The following is a 20,994-nucleotide window of genomic DNA, read 5'->3' as shown; positions in this document are numbered from 1 at the left end:
CGCCGTCCCCGAGCTCAGCCGAGCTGGGGACGGTCCCCGGTGTCCTCCCCGGGGTGCTGGCGCCTGGCGAGGAAGCTCTCGAACTCGGCGCCGATCTCGTCGGCGGACGGCACCTCGGGCCGCAGCACGCCGGGAGCCTCCCGGCGCAGGTAGTCGTCGTGACGCTCCTCGAGCCCGCGGACCATGCCCTGCAGCTCCTCGTTCTCGGCGATCTGCTCGTCGAGCCGGGTGAGGAAGCGCTGCGACTCGTCGCGCAGCTCGTCGGTCGGCAGGGCGAGCCCCGAGGCCACCGCGACGCACTCCGTGGCGGCGACGGCGGCGGTCGGGCACTCGGTCTCGGCCAGATAATGCGGGGTGAGCATCGCGAACCCGGTCACCGGGGTGCCGAGGTCGGCCAGATGGTGCTCGAGCACGTGGAGCACGCTCGCTGGCACGGTCGTGTCCGGCTGCCACACGCCGAACTGGTCGATCATCTCCTGACGGTTTCCGGTGACGGCGGCGCCGATCGGGCGGGTGTGCGGCACCGGCATCGGGATGGAGTGCACCCAGGTCACCGAGGCGACGTCGATCGCGTCGAGCAGGGTGAGCAGATCGGCCAGGAAGGAAGGCCAGCGGAAGTCGGGCTCGAAGCCGCGCAGGAAGTAGAAGGGCGCGTCGGCCTGGTCGCGGAGCAGCTGGAGCTGCAGGGACGGCGTGGTGATGTCGGTGATGTGCGCGGACTCGATCTGCGCGATGGGGCGACGAGAGCGGAAGTCGAGCAGCTCGTCCGCGTCGAAGTCGGCGATCGTGCGGGCCTCGAGGTGACCGCGCAGGTTCTCGGTGAACAGCTCCACGACGGTGCCCGCATCCGCGTATCCCTTCAGCGCGGCCACGAGCGGGATGCCGTGCGGCAGCGTCTGCGGCTCGGCGCGCAGGTCGTAGAGCGGGTTTCGGATGGCCATGTCGACGATTGTAGGCGGGGGCGGTCGAGCGTCCCCTGCGGTCTGCAACGTTGTTCGCCACCAGCGCAGCAGCGTGCTGACCCGCCCCGCTCTCCGACAGATGTGCATGAGGTGTGACGGGGATGCCCGCGGGGCGCGAGGGAGACGGGCGACGGCCGGACTGAGGACGTGCTGCCGCCTGACCATGCGGCGAGCGCCGCCTCCGGGCGGTCGCGGGCCGGGCGGCGGCGGGCGGTCGCTCGGCCGGCATCGAATACGATGCGCGGCCGGTCGTCGGCCGCGGGGCGGGGTGCTCTCCGCCGCGTAGTAGGCTCGATGCGGGATTCGCATCCTCATGTGTCGACTCCGTGACACGACTGCCGAAAACAAGGAGTGAGACTTGTCCGAGCATGAATTTGACCTGGTCGTCCTCGGCGGGGGCAGCGGCGGCTATGCGGCCGCGCTGCGCGCCCGCGAGCTGGGCAGCACCGTCGCCCTGATCGAGAAGGACAAGGTGGGCGGCACCTGTCTGCATCGCGGTTGCGTGCCGACCAAGGCGCTGCTGCACACCGCGGAGATCGCCGACGAGGTGCGCGGCTCGGCCGCGTACGGCATCCAGTCGACCTTGCAGGGCGTCGACATCGATGCGGTCGGGCGCTTCCGCGAGGGCATCGTCTCGGCCAAGTTCAAGGGCCTGCAGGGGCTGCTCAAGGCGCGTGGCATCGAGGTCGTCGCCGGGGCCGGCCGGCTCACCTCCCCCACCACTGTCGAGGTCGCCGGTGAGGTCTATCGCGGGCGCAACGTCGTGCTCGCCACCGGGTCGTACTCAAAGACGCTGCCGGGGCTCGAGATCGGCGGCCGCATCATCACCAGCGAGCAGGCGCTCACGCTCGACGAGGTGCCGGGCCGGGTCATCGTCCTGGGCGGCGGTGTCATCGGCGTCGAGTTCGCCAGTGTGTGGGCCTCCTGGGGTGCGCAGGTCTCCATCGTCGAGGGCTTCCCGCACCTCGTCGCCAAGGAGGAGGAGCACATCAGCCGCCAGCTTGAGCGCGAGTACCGCAAGCGCGGCATCGACCTTCACCTCGGCGTGCGCTTCAAATCGGCGACCGACACCGGGGCTGGCGTGTCCGTCGAGCTCGAGGACGGCACCACGCTCTCGGCTGACTACCTGCTCGTCGCCATCGGGCGCGGCCCGGTGACGCAGAACCTCGGCTACGAGGAGGTCGGCGTCGCCATGGAGCGCGGGTTCGTCACCGTCGACGAGCGGCTGCGCACGAGCGTGCCGGGGGTGTACGCCGTCGGTGACATCGTGCCCGGCCTCCAGCTCGCCCACCGGGCGTACCAGCAGGGCATCTTCGTCGCCGAGGAGATCGCGGGGCTCGACCCGGTCGTCATCGACGACCTCAATGTGCCCCGGGTCACCTACTGCGAGCCGCAGATCTTCTCGATCGGGCTCACCGAGGCCCAGGCGCGGGAGCGCTTCGGCGAGGACGGTGTGCAGGCCTACGAGTACAACCTCGCCGGCAACGCCAAGAGCTCCATCCTCGGCACCAGCGGCTTCATCAAGATGGTGCGCCGGGTGGATGGCCCGATCGTCGGCGTGCACGGCATCGGTGCACGGGTCGGCGAGCTCGTCGGCGAGGCGCAGCTGATCGTCAACTGGGAGGCGTACCCGGAGGACATCGCTCCGCTCATCCACGCCCACCCGACGCAGACGGAGACCATCGGCGAGGCTGCCTTGTACCTGGCGGGCAAGCCGCTGCACGCCATCTAGAGATCAACGACCGGGATTCATAAGGAGACAGCACAGATGAGTGAGCAGATCGTACTTCCGGCCTTGGGTGAGTCGGTGACCGAGGGCACGGTGACGCGGTGGCTGAAGCAGGTCGGCGATCACGTCGACGTGGACGAGCCGCTGCTGGAGGTGTCGACCGACAAGGTGGACACGGAGGTGCCGTCGCCGGTGGCGGGCACGCTGCAGCAGATCCTGGTGCAGGAGGACGAGACGGTGGACGTGGGCACGGTGCTCGCGGTCGTCGGCGAGGGTGCGGCTCCAGCCGCGACCCCGGCTCCCGCGGCTGCCACTGCGGCCGCGCCCCAGGCTCCCACGCCTGCCGCAGCCCCGGCAGCCGCCCCGGCTCCGGCGCCCGCTGCCGCGGCGCCTGCTGCTGCGGCGCCTGCTGCTGCGGCGGCACCCGCTCAGCCGGGGCAGGGTGAGCAGATCGTGCTGCCGGCCTTGGGTGAGTCGGTGACCGAGGGCACGGTGACGCGGTGGCTGAAGCAGGTCGGCGATCACGTCGACGTGGACGAGCCGCTGCTGGAGGTGTCGACCGACAAGGTGGACACGGAGGTGCCGTCGCCGGTGGCGGGCACGCTGCAGCAGATCCTGGTGCAGGAGGACGAGACGGTGGACGTGGGCACGGTGCTCGCGGTCGTCGGCGAGGGTGCGGCTCCAGCCGCGACCCCGGCTCCCGCGGCTGCCACTGCGGCCGCGCCCCAGGCTCCCACGCCTGCCGCAGCCCCGGCAGCCGCCCCGGCTCCGGCGCCCGCCCAGCCCGCTCCGGCGGCCCAGACTCCAGTGGCCCTGACTCCGGCGCCCGCCGACGAGCGTCGTGAGGAGCAGGTCGCCGCGATCAGCGGGCACTCCTATGTCACGCCGATCGTGCGCAAGCTCGCCGCCCGTCTGGGCATCGACCTGGCCCAGGTGCAGGGCACCGGGGTCGGCGGCCGGATCCGCAAGGAGGACGTGCTGCGCGCCCAGCAGGAGCGTGAGGGCACCCAGGCCTCGGAGACCGCCTCGACCCAGCCCGCCGTGGCCTCCGCGCCGCAGCGGTCGGGCGAGCCGTACCGCCTTCCGCAGCCCTCCGAGCTGCGCGGGCAGCGGGTGCCGATGCCGCGTCTGCGGCAGGTGCTCGCCCGCAACCTCGTCCAGTCGATGCAGACCGCCGCACAGCTGACGAGCGTCATCGAGGTCGACCTGACAGCCGTCGCCGCCTTCCGCGACGCGCACAAGGCGGCGTTCGCCGAGAAGACGGGCACGAAGCTGTCGTTCCTGCCGTTCTTCGCCTTCGCCGCGGCGCGGGCACTGCCGGCGCACCCGTCGGTCAACGCCTCGATCGAGGGCGACGAGATCGTCTACCACGATCGGGAGGACCTCTCGTTCGCGGTCGACACGGACAAGGGTCTGTACGCCCCGGTCGTCCACGGCGCCGGCTCGATGACGCTCGCGGAGCTCGCGCGCGGCATCGCCGACATCGCCGAGCGGTCGCGCACGAACAGCCTGAAGCCGGATGACGTGGCCGGTGGCACGTTCACCGTCACGAACACGGGTTCCCGCGGCGCGCTCATCGACACGCCGATCGTCTCGCTGCCCCAGTCGGCGATCCTCGGCACCGGGCTCGTCACCCGGCAGCCGCGGGTCATCACGGTCGCCGGCCAGGAGGCGATCGCCATCCGATCGGTGGCCTACCTCAGCCTGTCGTACGATCACCGGATCATCGACGGCGCCGACGCGGCGCGGTTCCTGGCCGAGGTGAAAGGCATCCTCGAGGGCTACGACTTCAGCGGCGTCCTCGGCATCTGACCTCGTCGTCAGCACCGTCGGGCCTCGATCCACGCCGGGATCGGGGCCCGATGTGTCTCCGCCGGGCCACGTGGCCCCTCCCGGTCGAGGGACCGGTGGCATGCGGACGCATGAGGACGCCCGGGCTCCCGCCCGGGTCAGCTGCCCAACCCCAGCATCAGGACGCCGGCGAGCACGCCACCGCCCCCGAGCATGACGAGCAGCAGTCGTGCACGTCGACCGCGCTCCGCCCCGCTCCGGCGCCTGGCGGTGCCGATTCCGCGGGCCCGGCGCTCGAGGCCGCGCTGCAGCCGCCCCAGCACATCGTCGAGCCCGCCGAGCGCGGCACGGACGCGCAGGATCGTCCCGGCCGCGCTCACCAGCGCTCCGGCGCGTCGGATCGGCCCGGCGGTCAGCGGCAGGGCGGGGCCGGCACGTCGGCGACGTCGTCGTCGGCCGTCAGCGATCGGTGTCAGCGGCTGTGCACCTGGCGCCTCGGCCAGCGCCGCGGCCCCGGTGTCGATCATCGCCCGGCGCAGGGAGCGTCCGGAGGACACGGCGGCGAGCACGTCGGCCGCGGCGATCCGTGCGGCGGACACGGTGTCACGCTCCTCGTCCGGCTCACGAGGCAGCTGTTCCAGCAGTCGCGTCGCGAGGGCGACATCCCGGTCGTCCAGCGGTCTGCTGCCGCTCGGCGCGAGGCGTGCCGGCGCATCGACCTGCACCCGGTCGTCCGTCGCGCACACCAGATCATCGATGTCGAGTCCGCCCAGTCGCCAGCCGCACTGGGCGAGGTAGTGCAGCGCGCTCAGCACCGCCAGCGTCACGTGCAGCAACTCCGAATCGCGCAGCGGCCCGCGGGCGAGACGGTCGTGCAGCGGCTCCCGGATCGGGGCGAGCCGGATCCGCACGGTTCCCGGCAGCGTGTCATCGGGCACGCTCTCCCCGCCGCGCAGGTGGGGATGACGTAGGAACCCGCACACCTGGTGCGCCGGCGAGCCGGCGCGCTGGCCGATCAGCTCGTCACCGTGTCGGGCGACGTGCCGGGGTGGTGCGATGGCGGCGTGGCTCATGACGACAGCATCGGTCGGGAGACGTCCTGACGCACCGCGCGCTCGGCGGCTGTGGACGGGCGTGCGCTGTTCACTCGACTGTGTGGACTCGCGTGGGCCGCGTCGTCGCAGCCCGGGGCGGCCCGGAGGGCTTCAGCGTCGTAGGCGAGGCGGCCGGTCGGAGGGGACACGCCTCGACCCCGTCGGGCATCCGGCGGGCAACGGGTATTCTGGAGAGCATGTCCAACAAGAAGCACACCCCCAGACGTGGCGGGCGTCTCAAGCAGATCTGGCAGGTCTTCACGGTCACGGTCCGCAACGACCGGATGAGCCTGCTGTGGATCCTGCTCGCGCTCGTGCTGCCGATCGCCGCCGGGATCGCCCTGGCGCTCCTGCTCTCGCGGCACAGCGTGCTCGGCATCGTCCTATGGGTGCTGTTCGGCGTGCTCACCGGCGTGCTGCTGGCGCTCATCGTGCTCGGCCGGCGCGCGGAGGCGATGGCCTACTCGCGCATCGAGGGCCAGCCCGGTGCGGTCGGCGCCGTGCTGCGCACCGAGCTGCAGCGCTCCTGGCAGGGCTCCGAGATGCCGGTCGCCGTCAACGCCCGCACCAAGGACGCGGTGTACCGCATGGTGGGGCGGCCGGGCGCCGTGCTCATCGGCGAAGGGGACCCTCATCGCCTTCAGCGACTGTTCGACGAGGAACAGGTGCGCATCCGGCGGGTCGTGCCCAACGTCACGGTGCATCGCATCGTGGTCGGTGACGGTGAGGACGGGACGGTGCGGCTGCGCCGGGTCAGCCGGCAGCTGGCCCGGCTCAAGCCGGTGCTCACCAAGGCGGAGGTCGCCGCGGTCAACGACCGGCTCATCTCGCTGGAGCGGACGACCGGGCCCGGCATCCCCAAGGGGATGGATCCGAACCGGCTGCGCCCCAGCCACAAGGGGCTGCGCTGAACCAGCGCGGGAACGACGACGGGGCGTCCTCTCTCGGGAGGGCGCCCCTGTGCATGTGGGTTCGCGTGTGGACATGGTCTCCCCATGCGGACGCCTGCGTGGGTGCGTGACACGAGCGCAGACGCGACGCGTGGCATGGAGATGCCCGCGCCACGGGGACCAGAATGCCCGGGCGTGGGGGCTCAGCGGGCTTGACGTCCTCGGATCGCCTTGAGCAGCACCACTGCGGTGCCCGCGACGCGGTCATGGGCGGGGCGGCCGTCCCGCCCCCAGACGAGTCCGGGGATGAACAGGGCCAGCAACACGGTGCGGACGAGCGTGGGCAACAGCCCGGGCAACCCGCCATCGGAGACCCTGACGACACGCATGCCGAAGACGGCGTGGCCGAACGAGGCGCCGATCGTCGACACGAGCGAGATCTGGATGAGCGCCCACACGCCAAGGACGAAGGGGCTGTTCCCCGGCAGGAACGCCCAGCCGATCAGCGAGGCGATCGCCCAGTCCACGAGCAGTCCGCCCAGGCGACGTCCCATCGAGGCGAGGTCGTCGGCATGCACCACCGCCGAGGGATCGATCGGCGGCTGCGGCGTGTCCGGGTCCGCCCGGCCGTCGTGCGGGGCGGGATGCTGGCGAGTGCTCACGGGTCGAGTGTACCGGTGCCTGGCGGGCGTGATCGGGCGCCATCCGCGCGCCGTGTAACATGCCGGAAACATTCGGGATACGGTGAGGAAATCATCCTTTCGTACGGTGATGATCGATCCGGCGTCCACCCGGAGTACCGAAAGCATTTGGAGTCGCAGGCATGTTCAAGAATCCTGAAGAGGCACTGAAGTTCATCAAAGACGAGGATGTCCGGTTCATCGACATCCGGTTCACGGATCTGCCGGGCGTCCAGCAGCACTTCAACCTGCCCGCCGAGTTCGTCGACGAGGACTACTTCACGGATGGTCAACTGTTCGACGGCAGCTCGATCAAGGGCTTCGCGAGCATCGACGAGTCGGACATGCAGCTGATTCCGGATGTCACCACCGGGTACCTGGACCCCTTCCGCAAGCAGAAGACGCTCATCTTCAACCATGACATCTTCAACCCCCGCAACGGCGAGATCTACGGCAAGGATCCCCGTCAGACGGCCAAGAAGGCCGAGCAGTACCTCGCGTCGACCGGGATCGCCGACACCGCGTTCTTCGCTCCCGAGGCCGAGTTCTTCATCTTCGACTCCGTGCGCTATGACGTCGCCCAGGGGCACAGCTTCTACGAGGTGGACTCCGAGGAGGCGGCGTGGAACAGCGGCCGCCAGGAGGAGGGTGGCAACCTCGGCAACAAGATCGACTTCAAGGGCGGCTACTTCCCCGTCACCCCGGCCGACAAGCTCGCCGACGTCCGTGACGAGATCGTCACCGAGCTGGTCGCCGCGGGCCTCGAGGTCGAGCGCAGCCACCACGAGGTGGGCACCGCAGGCCAGTGCGAGATCAACTACCGGTTCAACACGCTCACCAGCGCGGCTGACGACCTGCTGAAGTTCAAGTACATCGTCAAGAACGTCGCCCTGCGCAACGGCAAGACCGCCACCTTCATGCCGAAGCCCCTCTTCGGCGACAACGGCTCGGGCATGCACACCCACCAGTCTCTGTGGAACGGCGACCAGCCGCTGTTCTACGACGAGGCGGGTTATGCCGGCCTGTCGGACATCGCTCGCTGGTACGTCGGAGGCATCCTGAAGCACGCGCCGGCGCTGCTCGCGTTCACGAACCCGACCGTGAACTCCTACCACCGTCTGGTGCCCGGCTTCGAGGCCCCAGTCAACCTGGTGTACTCGGCCGGCAACCGCTCGGCCGCCATCCGCGTGCCGATCACCGGCACGAGCCCCAAGGCGAAGCGCATCGAGTTCCGCGCCCCCGACGCCTCCGGCAACCCGTACTTCGCGTTCGCCGCGCAGCTGATGGCCGGCCTCGACGGCATCAAGAACAAGATCGAGCCGCACGCCCCGGTCGACAAGAACCTCTACGAGCTGCCCCCGGAGGAGGCCAAGGACATCCCCCAGGTGCCGGGCTCGCTCGAGCAGGTGCTCGCCGCGCTCGAGGCGGACAACGAGTTCCTGCGCGCAGGTGACGTGTTCACCGACGACGTGATCGACTCGTGGCTCGAGCTCAAGCGCGAGGGCGAGCTCAAGCCGCTTGCGCAGCGCCCGCATCCGTACGAGTACCAGCTGTACTATGGCTGCTGATCCCGGGGGTGCGTCCCGGCGCGTCCGGTCGCACCCGCGATCAGTCGGTCCACGTCGACCGATCTGAACGAGAGCGCCGTCACGGATCCGTCCGGGCGGCGCTCTCGTCGTGTCTCCGGTCAGCCCTCGCCGTAGAAGAGCCGCTCGAACACCCGCCGCGATCGCCTGGTCGCGCGCAGGTAGTCGTTGTCGAGCCGCGCGCTCTCCCCCGCCTCGTAACCGAGCACACGGGCGGCGGGCTCCAGCGCCCCACCCGGGTCGGCGATCACGTCGCTCGGCTGGCCGGTGGCCAAGAGGTTCGCGTCACGCACCCGGGAGGCGAACAGCCACGCCTCGCGCAGCACCACGGCGTCATCCGCGTCGAGCAGGCCCGCCTCGACGAGCGCACCCAGCCCCTGGAGCGTTCCCGTCGTGCGCAGCGAGGGATGGTCGACCGCGTGGCGCAGCTGCTCCAGCTGCACCACCCACTCGACATCGGTCAGAGATCCGCGGCCGAGCTTCAGATGCCGGGAGGCGTCGGTGCCGCGCGGCAGCCGTTCCCCCTCCATCCGGGCCTTCAGACGTTTGATCTGTCGCTCCGCCGTCCCGGTGAGTCCCGAGCCGTACCGCACCCGGTCGATCACCGCGAAGGCCTCGTCCAGCAGGTCGCGGTCGCCGGCGCCCGGGGCCGCTCGCAGCAGCGCCTGTCGCTCCCAGGGCTCGGCCCAGCGCTCGTAGTAGGCGGCCAGCGCGGGCACGGTGCGCATGATGGCGCCCTTGCGGCCCTCCGGGCGCAGATCGAGATCCAGCTGAACCGGCATCCGGAAGTCCTGGACGGCCTTCGCCAGGCGCTGTGCGGCCCCGCGGATGTCGGCCCGCTCCCCGACCTGCTCGTAGACGTACATCACGTCGAGATCCGAGGCGAACCCGAGCTCGCCGCCGCCGAACCGCCCGAGGCCGATGATCCCGAGCCGGATGCCGTGGGCCCGCTCCGGGTCGAGCCAGACTGTCAGCGCCGACAGCAGCGCCCGGTACACGTCGGTCAGCGCCGGGCTGACCTGCTCCACGGGCACGGCGTGCACGACGCTCCAGATCGCCAGCCGCAGCACCTCGCGCCGACGCACCTGCTGCAGCAGCCCGACCACCTGCTCCTCACCGGGCCCGTGCCGGCGGACGATGGCGAGCATCTCCCCCTCCAGCTCGTCCCGTCCGCGCGGGGCGACCCCCGCGTCGTCGGCGAACCAGCGGGCGGCCTCGGGCTGGGAGGCGAGCGCGTCGCCGATGAACCGTGAGCAGGAGAGCACGTGAGCGAGCCGACGCGCGGCCACCGGGGAGTCGCGCAGCATCCGCAGGTACCAGTAGGCGTCGCCGATCTGCTCGCTGATCCGGGTGAAGGCGAGCAGCCCGTGGTCGGGGTCGCTGCCCCGGGCGAACAGCTCGAGCATGAGCGGCAGCAGATGCCGCTGGATCTCGGCGCGGCGGGAGACGCCGGTGGTGAGCGAAGTGATCCGGTCGAGGGCGCCGTCCGGGTCCCGGTAGCCGATCGCGCGCAGCCGGTCGCGGGCGTGCGCTGCGGTGAGCTGGAAGTCCTCGCCGGGCAGGCTCGCGTAGACCGCGAGCAGCGGACTGTAGAAGATGCTCACGTGCAGATCGCGCACGGAGCGCTTGACCCGGGCCCACAGCGCGCGCAGCCCGGCGGCGTCGGGGGCGAGCCGGGTGGCGCGGGCGATCACCCGCTGCTCCTCCGGGTCCGTCGGCATCAGATGCGTGCGCCGCATGCGCCGCAGCTGCAGCCGATGCTCGATGACGCGCAGGGTGCGGTAGTCGTCGCCGAACTCCTGGGCCTCGCGCCGGCCGATGTAGCCGTTCTCGGCCAGCGCCCGCAGCGACTCGAGCGTGCCGCGGCCGTGGATGCGCTCGTCGTGCTGGCCGTGGACGAGCTGCAGCAGCTGCACGGTGAACTCCACGTCGCGCAGCCCGCCCGGCCCGAGCTTGAGCTGCTGGTCCACCTGATCAGCCGGGATGTTGTCGCTGACCCGCTCGCGCATCGCCTGGACGGAGGCGACGAAGTCCTCCTGATGGGCGGACTGCCACACCATCGGCCGGATCGCGTCGATGTAGGCGTGCCCAAGCTCGGCGTCACCGGCCATGAAGCGGGCCTTCAGCAGCGCCTGGAACTCCCAGCCCTCGGCCCAGCGGCGGTAGTAGGCGACGTGTGACTCCAGCGTGCGCACCAGGGCGCCGTCGCGTCCCTCTGGGCGCAGGTTCGCGTCGAGCTCCCACAGGGCCGGCTCCGGGCCGGCCTGGCCGAGCACGCGGCCGAGCGTCTGCAGGATGTGCGTGGCGGTTGCCAGCGCGCGCGAGCGGTCCTCGTCTCCGACCGGCTCGGCGACGTGGATGACGTCCACGTCGCTGATGTAGTTGAGCTCGCGGGCGCCGGTCTTGCCCATGGCGATGACCGCGATGCGCACCCGGTCGACGCGGTCGCCGAACCGGGGCCGGACGAGTTCGCGAGAGATCTCGAGGCCGGCGGCCACCGCGGCGTCGGCGAGGTCGGCGAGCGCCCGGCACACCTGCTCGAGCACGGTGCGCGGATCCTCGGCGGCGAGGTCCCACTGGGCGAGCTGGACGACGTGGCGGCGGTAGCGGCGGCGCATCGCGGTGATCGCGTCCTGTGGGCTGGCCGCGTCGTGGACGGCGTCCAGCAGGCTGCGCCGGTAGGTCTCGGCGTCTCGGGGCGTCTCGTCGTGGGCGAGGAACCAGTCGAGCTCCTCGGGCCGGCGCAGGAGGAACTCGGCCAGGCCGAGCGAGCCGCCGAGCACGCGCAGCAGCCTGGTGAGGGTCGTGTCGTCAAGGTCGGCGAGACCGGGACGTCGCGCGGCGAGCTCGAGCACGTCGCGCAGCGCGGCGTCCGGGTCGGCGCACACTCGCAGCAGCGCGATGCGCCCCTGCAGGAGCGCGCGGCCGGGTGCGTCGGCCTGCTCGATCAGCTGCAGGGCGACACTCGGCTCGGCGAGGCCGACTCGGGCGAGTGCGAGGCGGGAGAGGCCCTCGGGTCGCGTCATGCCCGGCCTCTACAGGCGGTTGAGGCTGTGCCGCAGCTCGTAGTCGGTGACCTGGGCGCGGTACTCGCGCCATTCCTGCCGTTTGTTGAGCAGGAAGTAGTTGAACACCTGCTCGCCCAGGGTGTCGGCGACGAGCTCGGAGCCCTCCATGAGCTCGAGTGCCTGCTCGAGGCTGCCGGGCAGGCTGCGGATGCCGAGCGCGCGCCGCTCCTGGTCGGAGAGCTCCCAGATGTTGTCCTCGGCCTCGTCGGGCAGCTCGTAGTCCTCCTCGATGCCCTTCAGGCCCGCGGCGAGCAGGAGGGCGAAGACGAGATAGGGGTTCGCCGCGGAGTCGATGCCGCGGTACTCGATGCGGGTGCTCTGGCCCTTGCCGGGCTTGTACAGGGGCACGCGCAGCAGCGCGGAGCGGTTGTTGTGCCCCCAGGCGATCGAGCTGGGGGCCTCGTCGCCACCCCACAGCCGTTTGTAGGAGTTGACGAACTGGTTGGTCACGGCGGTGATCTCGGCAGCGTGGTGGAGCACGCCGGCCATGAACCGGCGGGCGGTGTGCGACAGCTCGTACTGGCCGGCGGGATCGTAGAAGGCGTTGTCGTCGCCCTCGAACAGCGAGAAGTGGGTGTGCATGCCGCTGCCGGGCTGATCGGGGAAGGGCTTGGGCATGAAGGTGGCGTGCACGCCCTGCTCGATGCCGACCTCCTTGACGACGGTGCGGAAGGTCTGGATGTTGTCGGCCATCGTCAGCGCGTCGGCGTAGCGCAGGTCGATCTCGTTCTGGCCGGGGCCGACCTCGTGGTGGGAGAACTCGACCGAGATGCCGAGCTCCTCGAGCATGGTCACCGCGCGGCGGCGGAAGTCGTTGGCGGAGCCGCCGGGCTCGTTGTCGAAGTAGCCGGCGTGGTCGGCCGGCTGTGGGCGGCCTTCCTGCAGCGATTCGCGGTCGAGCAGGTAGAACTCGCATTCGGGGTGCACGTAGAACGAGAAGCCCCGCTCCGCGGCCTGGGCCATGGTGCGGCGCAGGACGTTGCGGGAGTCGGAGGCCGCCGGCTGGCCGTCGGGGGTGGTGAGGTCGCAGAACATGCGACCGGTGGGGTCCTTCTCACCCCGCCACGGCAGCAGCTGGAAGGTCGACGGGTCGGGGAACGCGAGCATGTCGGACTCACTCACCCGGGTGAATCCCTGGATCGACGAGCCGTCGAAGCCGATGCCCTCCTCGAAGGCCCCCTCGATCTCGGCCGGGGAGACGGCCACGGACTTCAGCGAGCCGACCACGTCCGTGAACCACAGCCGCACGAAGCGGACGCCGCGATCCTCGATGGTTCTCAGCACGAAATCGGTCTGCTTGTCCATGCGCGTCCTTTCGACCTCGACTGGTACGACTCTAGGGCATCATCGCCCCACCGAGGCGGCTTCGCGGTCGGTCGGCGGGCGTGTCCGGCAGCGTGCGGGGGCACGGCCGGGGCGCGTCCCGCGGGGATGCGGCGGGTCAGTCCTCCCCGTGCTCCCATCGCTCGTCGTCCTCCTCGTTCCACTCCCGGGCCCGACGGGCGACGATCTCCTCGGCATGCGCGGCCTCCTCGCGAGTGGGGAACGGCCCGATGCGGTCGACGGCCAGCGACTGCGGTCCCTCCTCCACCGCTCGGGTGCGGGTGTTGAACCAGAACTGCTGCTGATCGGTCATGACGGCCTCCTCGTCCTCGGGCGCCGTGGCCGGCGCGAGCGGTCGGGCCCCGGGCGGCGACCCGCCCCCAGCGTACAATCAGGGCATGCCGAAAGATTCCCAAGGTCATCTGACCCCGGGGCTGCACACGCCCCGACTCTCCGTCCCCGCCTCGATCCCCAGGCCCTACTACGTCGATGTGAAGGAGTTCGACGAGTCCGGCCACGGCGATCTGTACACCGAGGAGGAGATCGACCGCATTCGCGAGGCCAGCCGCGTCGCCGCCGGGGCGCTCGACGTGATCGCCGCCGAGATCCGGCCGGGCGTCACCACCGACCACATCGACCGCGTCGGCCACGAGTACATGGTCGAGCACGGCGCCTACCCCTCGACGCTCGGCTACCGCGGTTACGCGAAGAGCCTGTGCACCTCGGTCAACGAGGTCATCTGCCATGGCATCCCCGACGACACGGTGCTCGAGGAGGGAGACATCGTCAACGTCGACGTGACGGCCTTCAAAGACGGCATGCACGGCGACACGAACCGGACGTTCCTCGTCGGCGAGGTGTCGCAGGAGGCCCGTGACCTCGTCGAGCGCACGCACGAGGCGATGATGCGCGGCATCCGCGCGTGCCGCCCCGGCCGACAGACCTCCGTGATCGGGCACGTCATCGAGGCGTACGCGAACCGGTTCGGCTACGGCACGGTGCGTGAGTACACGGGCCACGGCGTGGGGCGCGAGTTCCACTCCGGGCTCATCATCCCCCACTACGACGACCCCGATCGGTTCACCGACGTCATCGAGGAGAACATGGTCTTCACCGTCGAGCCGATGCTCACGCTCGGCAGCGCGCGCTGGAAGACCTGGTCCGACGACTGGACGGTCACGACCGCCGACCTGTCGCTGACCGCACAGTTCGAGCACACCATCGTCATCCGTCCTGACGGACCGGAGATCCTCACCGCGTCGCTCGACGGCACGGTCTGAGATGACGGTCGCGATCGGCGTCGACGTCGGCGGCACCGGGATCAAGGCCGCCGCCGTCGACACGGGCATGAGCACGCTCGTCGGCCCGCGACTGGCAGAGCCGACCCCGCCCGGCGGTGAGCCCGGTGACGTGGCCCGGGTGGTCGCGGGGCTCGTCCGCCGCATCGAGGAAGCCACGGACGAGCGCGACGCGCCGGTCGGCGTCGCCGTCCCCTCGGTCGTCGTTGGCGGCCGGACCCGCACCGCGGCGAACATCTCGCCGGCGTGGATCGGCCTGCCCGCCGCGCAGGTGCTCAGCACGGCGGTCGGCCGCCCGGTAGGCGTGCTCAACGACGCGGATGCGGCCGGCTGGGCCGAGGTGCACGACGGCGCCGCCACCGGGGTGGCCGGCCTCGTCATCGTGCTGACCCTCGGCACCGGCATCGGCTCCGCCCTGGTGCATGACGGGGTGCTCGTGCCGAACACCGAGCTGGGGCATCTGGAGATCGACGGCCACCGCGACTACGAGCAGTACGCCTCGCCGGTCGCCCGGGAGCGCGAGGGGATCGGGTGGGATGCGTGGCGCGCCCGCCTGCGCCGGTATCTCGAGACGCTCGAGGCGCTCCTCACCCCGACACTGTTCGTGATCGGCGGCGGGATCTCGCTCCGGCCGGAGCTGTTCCTGCCCGGGCTCGACGGGCTCGCCACGCCCGTCCGCCCGGCGCGGCACGCACAGGACGCCGGGATCATCGGCGCCGCGGAGCGGGCGCTGCTGGGCTGAGGGGCCGGGCCTGTGGCCGCCTGGTCATGGGAGAAGGGGCGTGTCCGCTGCCGCTGGGGCTGGACCCGTGATGGTGGATGGGATGCCCGATACGCCGGGTTCTGTCGCCGGTCGGGAAGACCCCGACCGGGTGCGGCCATCTCTCTCGGCGCGCCATCGCTGACGCGCTCCAGCGACCTACCCGGAGGCATGGACGGGCCGCCCGCCTCCTGCTCGGTCTTGCTCCCGATGAGGTTTGCCCAGCTGGCCGTGTCACCACGACCACTGGTGGTCTCTTACACCACCGTTTCACCCTTGCCGACCGGGCCTGAGCCCCGCCGGCGGTCTGCTCTCTGCTGCACTTGCTCTCGGGTCACCCCGGGTGGGCGTTACCCACCATCGTGCCCTGTGGAGCCCGGACGTTCCTCGGGCCGGATCTCTCCGGCACGCGACCGCATGGGCATCCCATCCGCAGACCACTGTACTCCTCCGGCGGCCGCGCCCCGCCCGGCGCGGGTCGGCGAGACGGTGAGGCCGCCGCGCTCCCCGGGCGCAAGGGCCCGCACGCCGGGCTCGCGCAGGCTCGTCGGCCGGTCACTGCGCGATGGCGAAGTCCCAGGGGTCCGTGCGCGTGTCGCTGACGGACACCGCCACGGGATGGCCGTCGGCCTCGAGTCGCGCGGCGAGCTGTCGGGCCGCCACCGGCAGCCACAACCACTCGCTCGCCCAGTGTGAGACGTTGATCAGGCCCCCGAGGCCGGCGGCGCGCGCGTCGAGACTCACATGATGGCGCAGGTCGGCGGTGACGTACACGTCCGCGGCGAGCACCTGCGGCAGGGTGAGCAGGGAGTCTCCGGCCCCGCTGCACACGGCGACCGTGCGGACGGGCAGGGCGGGGTCTCCGCTCACGCGCACCTGCGAGGCGGTAGAGGGCAGCACCCGGGCGATCCGTGCCGCGAGGCCGCCGAGCGTGGCGCCGGCGGGGAGCGTGCCCAGGCGGCCGATGCCCGCGTCCGGCTCGCCTGGGATCGGCACGAGCGGACGCTGGTCGGCCAGACCGATCAGGTCGGCGAGCACGGCGTTCACCCCGCCCGGGGCGGCATCCGCGTTCGTGTGTGCGGAGAGCAGGGCGACGCCGGCACGGGCAGCGCGCAGCGGGACCCGGGCCGACGCGGAACGGGCGTCAAGCGAGCGCAGCGGGTGGAACAGCGCGGGATGGTGGGTGAACAGCACCTGGGCGCCGTCCGCGACGGCCTCGTCGAGCGTCTCCGATGTCACATCCAGGGCGAGGCGCACCCGGGAGACCGGCCAGGCCGGGTCGCCGACGGCCAGGCCTGGATTGTCCCAGTCCTCCGCGAGCCGGGTCGGCCACAGGGCCTCGGCGGCGTCCAGCACGTCCTGCAGGGTCGTCATGTGGAATCTCCTTCTGTCGATTTCGTCCGGCGAGGGTCAGCCTGCGAGGGAGACGCCGTCGATCGCGATCACCACGACCAGCGTCTCCTGTCGCAGCGCCTCCGGCAGCCGGTTGGCGGGCCCTTCCCCCGGCGGGATCACGGCCTCGACGAGCGACCCCACGCGCTGCTCCGTCAAGGCGCGGGCGAAGCCGGCCGGCAGGTCGGCGATCGGATGCACCACCGCGCCCGTGGTGAAGTCGTCGCCGAGCCGTGCCCCGTCGCCCCAGGCCGCGGTGTATGCGCGGAACACGACCGCGTCGTCCGCGGTCACGGTCGCGCCGGCGCCCGCGGAGAGCACCCGGACGGTCGTGGTCGCGGGCGGGTCGCCGGCGCCCGGGGCGATCGCGGTCGGGCGACCCCCGTCGAGGGTCACCGCGGGCATGGCGTCAGCCGGGAGCTCGCCGGTGGCACGCGGCGTCCGCGGCGGGACGGAGACGTCCATGACCACCGCGAGCTCGCGACCGCCGTCGAGCCTGACCTGCTCGAGCCGCTCGGAGCCATAGAAGTCCCGGGCCGTGCCGGTCACCACGATGCGCGAGCCATTGGGCAGCCCGGGCACGGTGCGCGCGATGCCCGGCTCGGCGTCCTGTGGGCGTATCAGCTCGGCGTCCGCCCAGGCGCCGGCCGGGGTGATCGTCTCACCGGTCTGCGTGTCGAAGACCCGGGCGTGCAGGCTCACCGTCGTGCCGTCGGTGATGCGCTCGCCTTCCCCGCGGTGGACGACCGACAGCTGCAGCCCGTCGACATCGAGTGGGGCGGGGATGCCCACCGTGGGCGCGGTGCCGAACCCGGCATCGACCTCGATGGCCTCGGAACTCCTGCCCGACGAGACGGTCTGCGTGCAGCCGGCGAGGGTGATCGCGAGCAGCGCGGCGCCGAGCAGCGCGGCGACCCGGCCCGTCCGCTGACCTCGCGCGTTCAACGCCCGGCTCCCGGGCCCTGGGTGCGGTGCGCTGCGGTTTCCCGATCGCCTCCGGTCGAGGCGCTGGAGCGCGGTTCGACGACCGTGACGGCGGTGATGATCTGACGTTTCACCCTGCTGGATCCCCCTCCGTCGGCGTCCGGGCCGACGGATGCCATACTCGCACATCCGGCACACAGGTCGACGGTGGGTCGCCTGCTCAGCTCCGCCCGACCCCGGCCCGGTGCAGCGCCGCGGCGACGGTCCAGCCCAGCGCGGTGAACGCGAGAACGGACGCGAGGGCCAGGGCGCCCTGGGCGATGTCAAGCCAGATCGAGGGGGTGAGCGCCCTGCCATGCAGCACCACGGCGAAGAGGACGCCGAGCAGGGTGCCGGAGACCACGGCCCCCGTCATCGCGGCGCGGCGGGTGCACTGACGGTACCGGGTGACGGCCCAGGGCAGCTCCTGCAGCACGCCGATCAGGAGGATGGGGGCGAAAACAGCCCAGCCGAGGGACTGGACGGGCGAGACGGCCGTGAGCAGGCCGGAGACGAGGATGGTGACGAGGGCGACCAGAGAGCGGCGGAACGTGCCCTGGGCGATCGCCCCGGGCAGGAAGTACAGCCCGATCAGCGCGCCATAGAGCCACGGGACGGTCGTCAGGACGACCACGTGCAGGCCCCCGGTGACGATGAACAGCAGCCCGGTGGCCACCCCGATCGCCGCGCAGCTGAGCAGGAGACGTGTGGAGAGGTGAGCCATGCCTCACATCGTACCGCTGATGTGGTGCGGCATCCCGTGGATCCGGGCGGAGCGGGCCGCACGGGGATCGATGCGCATTCGTTACCAAAGCGCGTTGAGGCGCCCGGGCGGCGGGCGTTGTATTGGGTGTGGCCTGGCATCGGTCGGGCCGAGAGGAAGGATCACGATGGACAACGAGCTGCCGGTCGGCGAGCGCACGCCGACCTATCGCGCGCTGGAGATGCTCCCGGGGCTGCTGAGCTACGGTCTGCTCGCCGGACTCGTCGTCGTCTCCGTGTTCAGCCCGGTCGCCGCGGCCTGGGGACTGCTCGCCGTGATCGCGATCATGCTGATCAAGGCGATCCGCTCCGCGTTCGACATCATGATCGGCAACGCGAAGCTTGAGGGGGCGCAGGCCGTCGACTGGCACGCGCGCCTGATGCAGCTGGAGGATCCGACCACGGCGGTCGTCAGCGAGCCGCGAAACGCGTTCCACGTGCGCCGTCACCGGCGCAACCTCACCGCGATGGCCCGCGACCCGCAGGCCTGGCCGAAGCCCTCGGAGATCTACAACGCCGTGATCGTCGCCGCCTACAACGAGCCGTACGAGGTCATCGCCCCCTCGTTCGAGGCGCTGGCCGAGACGACCTACGACAACGATCACCTCATCGTCCTGCTCGCTTACGAGGAGCGCGGCGGCGCGGGCATGGAGCGCACCGCCCAGCGGCTGGCCCGCGAGTTCGGCGACCGGTTCGGGCACTTCGAGCTCGTCCGTCACCCCGCCGCGCTGCTGCCGGGCGAGATGGCCGGCAAGGGTGCGAACATCACGTTCGCCGGCCGCCGTCTCCAGATGCTGCTCGACCAGCGCGGCATCGACCACTCCCGGGTGCTCGTCACGACGCTCGACTGCGACAACGTCGCCTATCCCACCTATTTCGACTACGTGACCTACGAGTACATCGTCCACCCCGAGCGCAGGCGGATGTCCTTCCAGCCCATCTCGCTGTTCCTCGGCAACATCTGGGACGCGCCGGCGCCGAGCCGGGTCATCGCCAACGGCAACTCGTTCTGGAACATCATCAGCTCGGTGCGGCCGTTCTCGCTGCGCAACTTCGCCTCCCACTCGCAGCCCATGGACGCCCTGGTCGAGATGGACTTCTGGAGCACGCGCACGATCGTCGAGGACGGCCACCAGTACTGGCGCAGCTACTTCCACTTCCACGGGGACTACCGGGTGATCAGCATCCATGTGCCGATCTATCAGGACGCGGTGCTCACCGAGTCGTACGGGCGCACGATCAAGGCGCAGTTCAAGCAGCTGAAGCGCTGGTCCTACGGCGCCTCGGACGTGCCGTTCGTCGGCGTGCGGCTGTTCGACCGGAGCACCGGCACGCCGGTGCTGAAGAACCTGTACCGCTTCTACCAGCTGCTCGACAGCCACGTCAGCCTCGCCTGCATCGCCCCGATGATCGCCTTCGGCGCGTGGGTGCCGTTCCTGGTGAGCCTCTGGGCGCCGTTCATGGACACGCTCGTGCTGAACCTCCCGTACATCGTGGGCACCATCCAGCAGGTGGCGCTGCTCAGCATCGTGCTGATGATGTGGATCGGCTACCAGATGCTCCCCGAGCGGCCGGCCCGGTACGGCCGTCGGCGCAGCCTCGGCATGATCGTGCAGTGGGCGCTCATGCCGGTCACAGGCCTTGTGTTCAACTCGTTGAGCGCGCTCGTGTCGCAGACCCAGCTGCTGCGCGGCCACTACCGCGAGTCCTTCGAGGTCACGGAGAAAGCCAGCCACGCGTCGCTGGTCGCGGCCGGTCAGCGCGAGATGCAGGACGCCCCGACGACACCGCGGATGGCGCGCGCCGCCTGACCTCGGGTTCGCCGCAGCATTTCACGTCCGCCCCGGCTCCGGCCGGGGCGGACGTGTGTACGATGTCCGCATGCGCACCATCGCGGTCTTCAGCACCAAGGGCGGGGTCGGCAAGACGACCACGGCGGTGAACCTCGCCTGGCACGCCGCGCAGACCGGGCCCACGCTGCTGTGGGATCTCGACCCGCAGGGTGCGACGACCTACCTGCTGCGCGTCCGCCCCCGGCTGAAGGGCGGCGCGGACCGTCTCGTCCGCGGACGCACCGACGTCCAGCGGGCCATCCGCCAGACCGACGAGCCCGGGCTCGACGTGCTGCCCGCCGACGACTCCTACCGCGACCTCGAGCTCGAGCTCGACCAGGCGAAGAAGTCGGGCCATCGCATCCGCCGCGTCCTGTGCGACCTCGACGACGGCCACGCGTGGACCGTGCTGGACGCTCCGCCCGGCGCGTCACTCGTGGCGCGCAACGTCATCGACGCGGCGGATGTCATCGTGGTCCCGCTCGTCCCCGCCGCGCTTTCGCTGCGCGCCTTCGACCAGGTGCTCGACCTGGTCGCCGAGCACGCGCCCGGCACCCCTGTCGTGGGATTCTTCTCGATGGCCGACCGCCGTCGCCGCGCCCAGGCACAGGCGATCGCCGAGCTGCCCGCGGCCGATGCGCGCATCCTGCCCATCGTGGTGCCGTCCGCATCGGCCGTCGAGCAGATGGGGCTGCGCCGTCGGCCGCTGCCCGCTTTCGCGCCCCGCTCCCCCGCCGCGGTCGCGACCGCGCGGCTGTGGGATCATGTGCGCGCCCTCGCCGAGCCGGCGCGGTGACACCTCTTGGAAACACGGCGTCGATTACCATGAGGAACCTGTGAACGACATCGGTCGCGGTCCCGGGA

At 71.2% G+C, this 20,994-nt stretch carries 17 protein-coding genes and 1 other RNA gene; 8 read left to right on the top strand and 10 right to left on the bottom strand.

Translation table 11 applies throughout. From position 1 onward, the window contains the following. Nucleotides 1–14: 14 nt before the first annotated feature. Nucleotides 15–941 (bottom strand): proteasome assembly chaperone family protein, encoded by a 927-nt coding sequence (locus F8O02_RS02755; protein WP_179416316.1) that lies wholly within the window; start codon nucleotides 939–941, stop codon nucleotides 15–17. A 379-nt stretch (nucleotides 942–1,320) separates the two neighbouring features. Between F8O02_RS02755 and lpdA the strand changes: the two genes are divergently transcribed. Further along, entirely contained in the window at nucleotides 1,321–2,694 is a 1,374-nt protein-coding gene (gene lpdA, locus F8O02_RS02750) for a dihydrolipoyl dehydrogenase (protein WP_158035728.1), read from the top strand. A gap of 36 nt (nucleotides 2,695–2,730) precedes the next feature. Next, entirely contained in the window at nucleotides 2,731–4,503 is a 1,773-nt protein-coding gene (gene sucB / locus F8O02_RS02745; protein ID WP_158035727.1) for a 2-oxoglutarate dehydrogenase, E2 component, dihydrolipoamide succinyltransferase, read from the top strand. A gap of 137 nt (nucleotides 4,504–4,640) precedes the next feature. Here the strand turns inward: sucB and F8O02_RS02740 are convergent, their stop codons facing one another. Continuing rightward, nucleotides 4,641–5,555 (bottom strand): hypothetical protein, encoded by a 915-nt coding sequence (locus F8O02_RS02740; RefSeq protein WP_158035726.1) that lies wholly within the window; start codon nucleotides 5,553–5,555, stop codon nucleotides 4,641–4,643. A gap of 218 nt (nucleotides 5,556–5,773) precedes the next feature. On the opposite strand from F8O02_RS02740, the gene F8O02_RS02735 reads away from it, so the two are divergent. Continuing rightward, nucleotides 5,774–6,487: a DUF4191 domain-containing protein gene (locus tag F8O02_RS02735; protein WP_158035725.1), complete on the top strand. Its 714-nt coding sequence runs from the start codon at nucleotides 5,774–5,776 to the stop codon at nucleotides 6,485–6,487. Between the two features lie 182 nt (nucleotides 6,488–6,669). Here the strand turns inward: F8O02_RS02735 and F8O02_RS02730 are convergent, their stop codons facing one another. Beyond that, on the bottom strand, nucleotides 6,670–7,128 hold the full coding sequence (locus F8O02_RS02730) for an RDD family protein (protein WP_179416317.1): 459 nt from the start codon (nucleotides 7,126–7,128) through the stop codon (nucleotides 6,670–6,672). 161 nt (nucleotides 7,129–7,289) lie between these two features. On the opposite strand from F8O02_RS02730, the gene glnA (F8O02_RS02725) reads away from it, so the two are divergent. Next, complete coding sequence (glnA, locus tag F8O02_RS02725; RefSeq protein WP_158035723.1) at nucleotides 7,290–8,714, top strand: type I glutamate--ammonia ligase; 1,425 nt, start codon at nucleotides 7,290–7,292, stop codon at nucleotides 8,712–8,714. Nucleotides 8,715–8,833: 119 nt separating this feature from the next. On the opposite strand, the gene F8O02_RS02720 is transcribed toward glnA (F8O02_RS02725), so the two are convergent. The 3 genes from F8O02_RS02720 to F8O02_RS02710 form a co-directional block, all read right to left on the bottom strand. Beyond that, nucleotides 8,834–11,758 (bottom strand): bifunctional [glutamine synthetase] adenylyltransferase/[glutamine synthetase]-adenylyl-L-tyrosine phosphorylase, encoded by a 2,925-nt coding sequence (locus F8O02_RS02720; protein ID WP_158035722.1) that lies wholly within the window; start codon nucleotides 11,756–11,758, stop codon nucleotides 8,834–8,836. A gap of 9 nt (nucleotides 11,759–11,767) precedes the next feature. Beyond that, entirely contained in the window at nucleotides 11,768–13,105 is a 1,338-nt protein-coding gene (glnA, locus tag F8O02_RS02715; RefSeq protein WP_158035721.1) for a type I glutamate--ammonia ligase, read from the bottom strand. 136 nt (nucleotides 13,106–13,241) lie between these two features. After that, the gene (locus F8O02_RS02710; RefSeq protein WP_158035720.1) at nucleotides 13,242–13,436 is read right to left on the bottom strand and encodes a methionine aminopeptidase; all 195 of its coding nucleotides are present in this window, start codon (nucleotides 13,434–13,436) and stop codon (nucleotides 13,242–13,244) included. Between the two features lie 85 nt (nucleotides 13,437–13,521). Here F8O02_RS02710 and map point away from each other — a divergent pair, with 85 nt between their 5' ends. Both map and ppgK read left to right on the top strand, forming a co-directional pair. Next, entirely contained in the window at nucleotides 13,522–14,403 is an 882-nt protein-coding gene (map, locus tag F8O02_RS02705) for a type I methionyl aminopeptidase (protein WP_158035719.1), read from the top strand. Between the two features lies 1 nt (nucleotide 14,404). Further along, nucleotides 14,405–15,163, top strand: a complete 759-nt coding sequence (ppgK, locus tag F8O02_RS02700; protein WP_158035718.1) for a polyphosphate--glucose phosphotransferase — start codon at nucleotides 14,405–14,407, stop codon at nucleotides 15,161–15,163. 74 nt (nucleotides 15,164–15,237) lie between these two features. Here ppgK and rnpB read toward each other — a convergent pair. The 4 genes from rnpB to F8O02_RS02680 form a co-directional block, all read right to left on the bottom strand. Continuing rightward, an RNA gene (gene rnpB, locus F8O02_RS02695) (RNase P RNA component class A) lies at nucleotides 15,238–15,610 on the bottom strand. A 126-nt stretch (nucleotides 15,611–15,736) separates the two neighbouring features. Next, on the bottom strand, nucleotides 15,737–16,555 hold the full coding sequence (locus F8O02_RS02690; RefSeq protein ID WP_158035717.1) for a Nif3-like dinuclear metal center hexameric protein: 819 nt from the start codon (nucleotides 16,553–16,555) through the stop codon (nucleotides 15,737–15,739). Nucleotides 16,556–16,591: 36 nt separating this feature from the next. Beyond that, a complete protein-coding gene (locus F8O02_RS02685; RefSeq protein WP_158035716.1) occupies nucleotides 16,592–17,518 on the bottom strand; it encodes an FKBP-type peptidyl-prolyl cis-trans isomerase in 927 nt (308 codons plus the stop codon). Between the two features lie 199 nt (nucleotides 17,519–17,717). After that, complete coding sequence (locus F8O02_RS02680; protein ID WP_158035715.1) at nucleotides 17,718–18,260, bottom strand: ECF transporter S component; 543 nt, start codon at nucleotides 18,258–18,260, stop codon at nucleotides 17,718–17,720. A 166-nt stretch (nucleotides 18,261–18,426) separates the two neighbouring features. Here F8O02_RS02680 and F8O02_RS02675 point away from each other — a divergent pair, with 166 nt between their 5' ends. After that, the gene (locus F8O02_RS02675) at nucleotides 18,427–20,109 is read left to right on the top strand and encodes a glycosyltransferase (RefSeq protein WP_179416318.1); all 1,683 of its coding nucleotides are present in this window, start codon (nucleotides 18,427–18,429) and stop codon (nucleotides 20,107–20,109) included. A gap of 70 nt (nucleotides 20,110–20,179) precedes the next feature. After that, nucleotides 20,180–20,926: a ParA family protein gene (locus F8O02_RS02670; RefSeq protein WP_158035714.1), complete on the top strand. Its 747-nt coding sequence runs from the start codon at nucleotides 20,180–20,182 to the stop codon at nucleotides 20,924–20,926. Nucleotides 20,927–20,994: the final 68 nt, after the last annotated feature.

This window comes from Pseudoclavibacter caeni (assembly GCF_008831125.1).
Lineage (GTDB): Bacteria > Actinomycetota > Actinomycetes > Actinomycetales > Microbacteriaceae > Pseudoclavibacter_A > Pseudoclavibacter_A caeni.
The sequence above is the reverse complement of the archived record's forward strand: the minus strand, read 5'-3'. Positions and strand labels throughout refer to the sequence as shown.